This is a genomic window from Allosphingosinicella sp. (genome assembly GCF_036570505.1).
Lineage (GTDB): Bacteria > Pseudomonadota > Alphaproteobacteria > Sphingomonadales > Sphingomonadaceae > Allosphingosinicella.
Genome location: NZ_DATCYB010000026.1, coordinates 1 through 5285 on the forward strand (window position 1 = coordinate 1; position 5285 = coordinate 5285).

8 protein-coding genes are annotated in these 5285 nt (G+C 67.0%); 2 read left to right on the forward strand and 6 right to left on the reverse strand.

The window, feature by feature from the left end; all coding sequences use genetic code 11:
* Positions 1–128: 128 nt before the first annotated feature.
* From VIR62_RS01815 to VIR62_RS01835, 5 genes are all read right to left on the reverse strand, one after another.
* On the reverse strand, positions 129–734 hold the full coding sequence (locus tag VIR62_RS01815) for a hypothetical protein (protein ID WP_431868188.1): 606 nt from the start codon (positions 732–734) through the stop codon (positions 129–131).
* A 119-nt stretch (positions 735–853) separates the two neighbouring features.
* Positions 854–1189 (reverse strand): hypothetical protein, encoded by a 336-nt coding sequence (locus tag VIR62_RS01820; protein ID WP_431868190.1) that lies wholly within the window; start codon positions 1187–1189, stop codon positions 854–856.
* Between the two features lie 182 nt (positions 1190–1371).
* On the reverse strand, positions 1372–1530 hold the full coding sequence (locus VIR62_RS01825; protein ID WP_431868191.1) for a hypothetical protein: 159 nt from the start codon (positions 1528–1530) through the stop codon (positions 1372–1374).
* A 34-nt stretch (positions 1531–1564) separates the two neighbouring features.
* Positions 1565–1879: a hypothetical protein gene (locus tag VIR62_RS01830; protein WP_431868193.1), complete on the reverse strand. Its 315-nt coding sequence runs from the start codon at positions 1877–1879 to the stop codon at positions 1565–1567.
* Positions 1880–2167: 288 nt separating this feature from the next.
* Complete coding sequence (locus VIR62_RS01835) at positions 2168–3247, reverse strand: GNAT family N-acetyltransferase (protein WP_431868195.1); 1080 nt, start codon at positions 3245–3247, stop codon at positions 2168–2170.
* A gap of 148 nt (positions 3248–3395) precedes the next feature.
* On the opposite strand from VIR62_RS01835, the gene VIR62_RS01840 reads away from it, so the two are divergent.
* Together VIR62_RS01840 and VIR62_RS01845 are read left to right on the forward strand one after the other, a co-directional pair.
* On the forward strand, positions 3396–3854 hold the full coding sequence (locus VIR62_RS01840; protein ID WP_431868196.1) for a DUF2721 domain-containing protein: 459 nt from the start codon (positions 3396–3398) through the stop codon (positions 3852–3854).
* Positions 3851–4255 carry a DUF4345 domain-containing protein gene (locus VIR62_RS01845; protein ID WP_431868198.1) on the forward strand — a complete coding sequence of 135 codons (405 nt, stop codon included), beginning with the start codon at positions 3851–3853 and terminating at the stop codon, positions 4253–4255. The genes VIR62_RS01840 and VIR62_RS01845 overlap by 4 nt, the downstream gene beginning before the upstream one ends.
* Positions 4256–4852: 597 nt before the next feature.
* On the opposite strand, the gene VIR62_RS01850 is transcribed toward VIR62_RS01845, so the two are convergent.
* On the reverse strand, positions 4853–5285 hold a 433-nt coding region (locus tag VIR62_RS01850; protein ID WP_431868200.1), incomplete at its 5' end, for a hypothetical protein.

The following is a 5285-nucleotide window of genomic DNA, read 5'->3' on the forward strand; positions in this document are numbered from 1 at the left end:
CGCGGGCGCGCTGCTGGGCCGTCACATCGACCGCAACAGCGGACGCGGACGCCACTGCCGCTAGAATGAAGAAGAGAGGGCGCCCCCCGGCGCCCTCTCTTCATTTCTCCTTTTGAAGGCTCGCGCGCTCAGCCGCCGCGGGTCTTGCTTCCACCGCCGGCGGGTTTCTTGGTCGTGCTCTTGCGCGTCGTACGGCTCTTGGCGGTCTTGCTTCGAGCCGCGGTGGGCTTTTTCTTGGCGGCGGATGCGGTCTTCGTGGCGCCGCCCGGCTTGGCGGCCGAAGTCCTGGCCGCGCCGCTTTTCTTCGCGCCGCCGCTTTTGCTCGTGCCCGTCCTCGTCTTGGCGGTGGCGCCGCTTTTCTTCGTCGACGTACTCCTGGTACCGCCGCTGGCCGTGCCGCCGCCCGCCGTCGCCATGAACTTGCGTACCGCCTCGGTCGCGGCGGTAACGATGGCGACGCCGACCTTGCTCGCGCTGTCGGCGGCGGCCTCGGCGCTGTCGGCGGCGTCGCGGCCCGCTTCCTTCACGCTTTCGCGGACTTTCCTGCTCGACGTGAGCGCCGCCGCCGCCGTCACCAGCCCGGCCGCGAGCATGCTTCGCGCCACCGGGTTCTTGGCCAGCTCGGCCGCTTTCTGACCTGCATCCCTAAGAGCCTCATTGATCTTGGCCGACCCGCTCGATTTCGAGCCGCTCTTGCCGCCCGACTTTCCTGTCGATGACTTCGCCTTTGCCATTGCCGTCTCCAGCTTCATTTATAACTGCCGCGTAACAGACGACCGGCGCGCCGAACAGTTCCAAATGGAGGGCCGCCGATAAAGACGGCCCCCATTCGCTTCATTGCGCTGTTCTGACCTCAGCGATCACGTCCGGGCTCGCCCTGGCCTCGATTCTGGTGGCCCTTCTGCTCCTGCTGGGATTCGGGTCGCCCGCCGCCGCCCTGCTGGCGTTCGCTTTCGCTGCGGCCCTGCTGCCGATCCCATTCGCTGCCACCTTGCCGGCCGCCCTGCGACGGATCGGACCCGCCGCCGCCCGTGCTGCCCATCTGGGCGTCGCGATCACGCTGCTGCTGTTGCTGCCGGCCGGACTTGTCGCGATCCTGCGACCCGCCCTGCTGCTGCTGCTGACGATCCTGCCGGTCCCGGTCCTGGCCACCAGCCGGATTGTTCTGATTCTGATCCTGGTTGGGCATTGCATCCTCCATCGGGGTTTGACCTAGAGGATATCTGAACGCCGGGCCGGAAAGCCGGTTCCCGCCACCGAGGCCGTCGTCATTTCGGTAAATGGCTGAAACCCGGATTCATTTCATTTTTGCGCCGGTACGTTCCGCCGCGGCGCCGCGCCGCTTCCGTCCGGGACCCGCGCCCGACCGCTCTAGAGGGAGGGCTCGTCGTCCTTTACGAGCACGACGGCCCGCGAGCGCGCTGAAACGGATTGGCGGAACAGGAGCTTCTCCTGCTTCTGGCGCTGGAGCTGTTCGTCATAGAGGCCGCGCGCGCGGCCCTGATGGTTTGAAACGGTCGTGTCCATCATCGCGAAACGAACGGCTCGACCCGGCGTTCCGAACCTAGCCGCCCGCGTCGAAACAAGCGTCGACGAGTCGCTCCTTCAGCGCCGACTGGGGCGCCGGATGGGGACCGGCCTGCTGGGCTCCGTAGAGCGCCCGCACTTCGGCGGCCTCGTCGAGGAGGGCGGCGAAATTCTCCGGCACCGGCCCCTCCCCCCTCACGCCTGTTTGCAGTTCCTGCTCATAGGGATCGGCGACGAGCGTCACCGGCTCCGCTCCCAGCCCAAGCGCGAAACGATCCTCGCTCATGACCGGCTCGAAAGCCGGAACCTGGACGACCAGGCGGGCCGGATCGTCGAGGCACGCTATGCTCATCCGCAAGCTTCCGTCGCCGGCGGCCAGACGGAGCGTCGTCCCCGCTTCGCCAACGACGCTTTCCCAGGCCGTGGCTGTAGCACCGAACGGAGCCTCCCCGGTCGCCACGTCTTGCCGCGGGACCGGTGGGCCTGACGGAATCGGCGCCTCCGGCCCGCCGGACGGCGGCGGTGGATCACGCGATTCCTCGGAACAGGACACGAGCGCGACCAAACCCGCACATATGATGATCCGCCTCAAGCCACGTCTCCTCCCGCTCAAAAACGGCGGTCGGTCCGGCTACGTTCCCTATCTTCCCGACCACTTCCAAAAGGGGCGAAGGAGCCGGCCCAGGAGGGCGCTCCGGACGAACAGGCAATCGACGATCTCGGGGCCCGGCACCGCGCCCAGGGTGCTCTTGTAGCCGCTGTCGCCCGCGCCCCAGTCGACCCGTTCGATGCCGCGATCCATCGCTCCGGCGAGGCTGCGGTAGGCGAGCACGCGGCCCGGGCTGTTCCTGGCGAAGCGCTGGTCGTAGCTGTTGGCGATCGCATATTTAAGCGCGCCCACGTCGAGGTCGAAGGCGAAAGCGGCGGGGCTTCCGCCAATGGTGAGGATCGCGGCGTGGAGCATCGAGGTCAGCACGGGGTCGCGCGCCACCGCTTCCCATATCCGGCGGTGATGCGGCGCGAGGAACTTGGCGTCGTGACCCCCGGTCCGTTTCGGAATCCAGCTTTTCGCTTCGATGGCCGCCAGCTCGTCAAAGACGAGGCCGGTCCAGCCGTCACCGGTCACGAACCGCCAGTCGAGAGCACCGCTCTTCGCCAGTTCCTTCTCGAACCAGCGGTTCTTCCTCAAGGTCGAGTTTCGCGGCCAGGCCGCTTCCCGACGGACCTCGGGAATGTCGAGCAGGAAGCTGGTGGCGATGCGCCGCTCGATCCGCGTCCAGCCGCCACGTTCCGCCAGCCTTGCCAGCCTCGCGCCCGTCGGATCGTCGGCGTAGGCCGGCCCCATTCGCCAGGCGCGTCCCAGCACGCGGCGCGTCTCCGGGTGCGAAAGCAGGCCGACGATCTCGTCGTCCGTGGCGTCCGCCGCGACGGGAAAGCTGCGATACGGCCAATAGCAGCCCGGAATCTCCCGCAGCCGCAGGGGAGCGGGGCCGAGACGCGCGGTCGGAAGAGCCGCCACGACTCCGCCGTCGGGGCGTTTCGCCGTCAGCGTCACGGCATCGCCGGCTTGACCCGGCGCCGCGAACCAGGCGGTGCGCAGGAACCGATGGCGTGGCTCGGCGGCCTCCGCCGCGGCATCGATCGAGGCGGCGAAGCCAGCCACGGCCTCGACGTCGATCGCGGTCGCGGCTCCGTCCCTCCTTACCGGCCCCTCGTGCACGCGCGTCCTATCCTACAGCCGATGCAAAGACGGACTGCCTAACGGCAAAAAGCTACTATCCGGTAAGCCGCGCCCGTAAGTCGCGGTTGACGGCGAGGGGCCCGCGCCGCCATCCATGCGGGTCAGGAGCCGCCATGTACCCAACGCCATGACCGAAACCAACGTCGCAACGATCGCGAACATCATTCAGCTCGCCGTCGCTCCAGTCTTCCTGCTCGCGGGCATAGGTGGCATCCTGAACGTCGTTGCCCATCGCCTCGCGCGCGTAGTGGACCGGGTCCGCAGCCTCGAAAGCGGCGTCGGGACCGCCGACGCAAAAGCGCGCGAGCTCAGGACTCTTGCGATCCTCGATCGCCGTATGCGGCTGTGTCACTGGGCCATCGGCCTTTGCGTGGTCGCGGCTCTCCTGATCTCGATCGTGGTGATCATCCTCTTCATTGCCGACCTCGCCGCGATAAACTTCGCCATCCCGGTGTCGCTGCTGTTCATCGCCGCCATGGCCAGCCTGACCCTGGGACTGTTGCTGTTCCTCAGCGAAGTGACGATCGCCACCCGCTCGGTTCGCGTGGACGAGAAGTTCATTGCCCGCCGGAAGGCGCGACCGTGACTCCGGCGGCCCAACGCCGTCTTCTCCAGTGCGTCATAGCGCTCGCCGCGCTGGTGCCCCTGTCGGCGGGCGGAGCGGGCATTGTCCGAGGCCCGGAAATGCTCGCCGGCGTCGCCGCGCCGGTGCCGATCGACCTCGACAGCCACTATCGATACCTGTCCGGACTCCTGCTTGGCGTCGGTCTCGTCTTCGCTGCCTGCATTCCCCGCATCGAGCGGCACGGGCCGGTCGTCCGCGCCGCCGGCGCAATCGTCGTTGCGGGAGGCCTGGCTCGTCTTCTTTCGCTGCTCGAATATGGCCTGCCGGGCGCCGGCCATCTCTTCGGCCTCGCCATGGAGCTGGGTGTCGTTCCCCTCATCCTCGTTTGGCAGGCCAGAGTGGCGCGCGCGTTCGACGCCTGAACGCTGGGCCTGAACTCCGGCGGCCATGGGCGGGGGGTGGCTAGGCCTTCGGGGCGGTCGTGGGCCTATCGTCGAGACGCCAGACATTCCGCCGGATACGGACGATCGGCCGCTCGCATCTTCGGCAGGTCGTGCGATAATATTCGCCGTCCCAGAACACGTCTCTCTTTTCCCGCGCGTGTCGGCCCAGCAAGCAAAGTAGACCCATGTCCGCATGTCCCCACCGGCGTTGCGCGACTATATTTACCATCTATGGCACCGAGGAGAAATGGGCCGTCACGAATGCGGCGAACCGAAGGATTGCCCGAGGTCGAAAAAAGTTGAAGGGCCGCCGCGCATTCGCGCGACGACCCTCCGAACATGGTCAGCGGCCGGATGCTCCAGCCCGGAAGACCTTGAAAAGCCTTAGCCTTTCACCTCCCGAACGAACAGAACCGACCCCTTAGCTGAACCATGAGACATCGGATCACCTCCTTTCGCTGTTGAATACAAGGCAACTATGAGTCGTCGCGAATCCTCGATCAAGACTTGTATTCGATTATTTTGACGATAAGATTCCATGCTTCGCGCCGCGCTCAGGCGTCAACCTCAAAAGCATCAACTCCGGCAGTCCTCGATCACCCGTGCCGGTGCCGGCCAGGCGGGAATGACGAGCATCGGCGCGCCCGGCACCTCGACCGTGAAGCGGCCCCGGCTGAAGACCATGCTGTCGAGGAAACGGTCGTTGGCCGACAGCGTCGCCGCGACGTAGGGAAGCGGCTCCCTTCCGGCCGCGGCGGGCAGGCTGCGCGCGCCGAACGTGGTGCGGATCGTCATCATATTGGCGCTGGCCTGGCCGGCCCGCGACAGGATGACCCGCCTTTGCCCGACGTCGCAGCGGACGCTGAAGAGCGCTTCGCTGTTGGCGGGGCCGAACAGCGCCTGCGAGGCATTTCCCTGACCGCTATAGACCCAGCCGCCTTGCGTCAGCGAAATGTCGCGCCAGTCGGCGGCCGGCGGCGGTGGGGGAGGAGGCGTAGGTTCGGGCGCG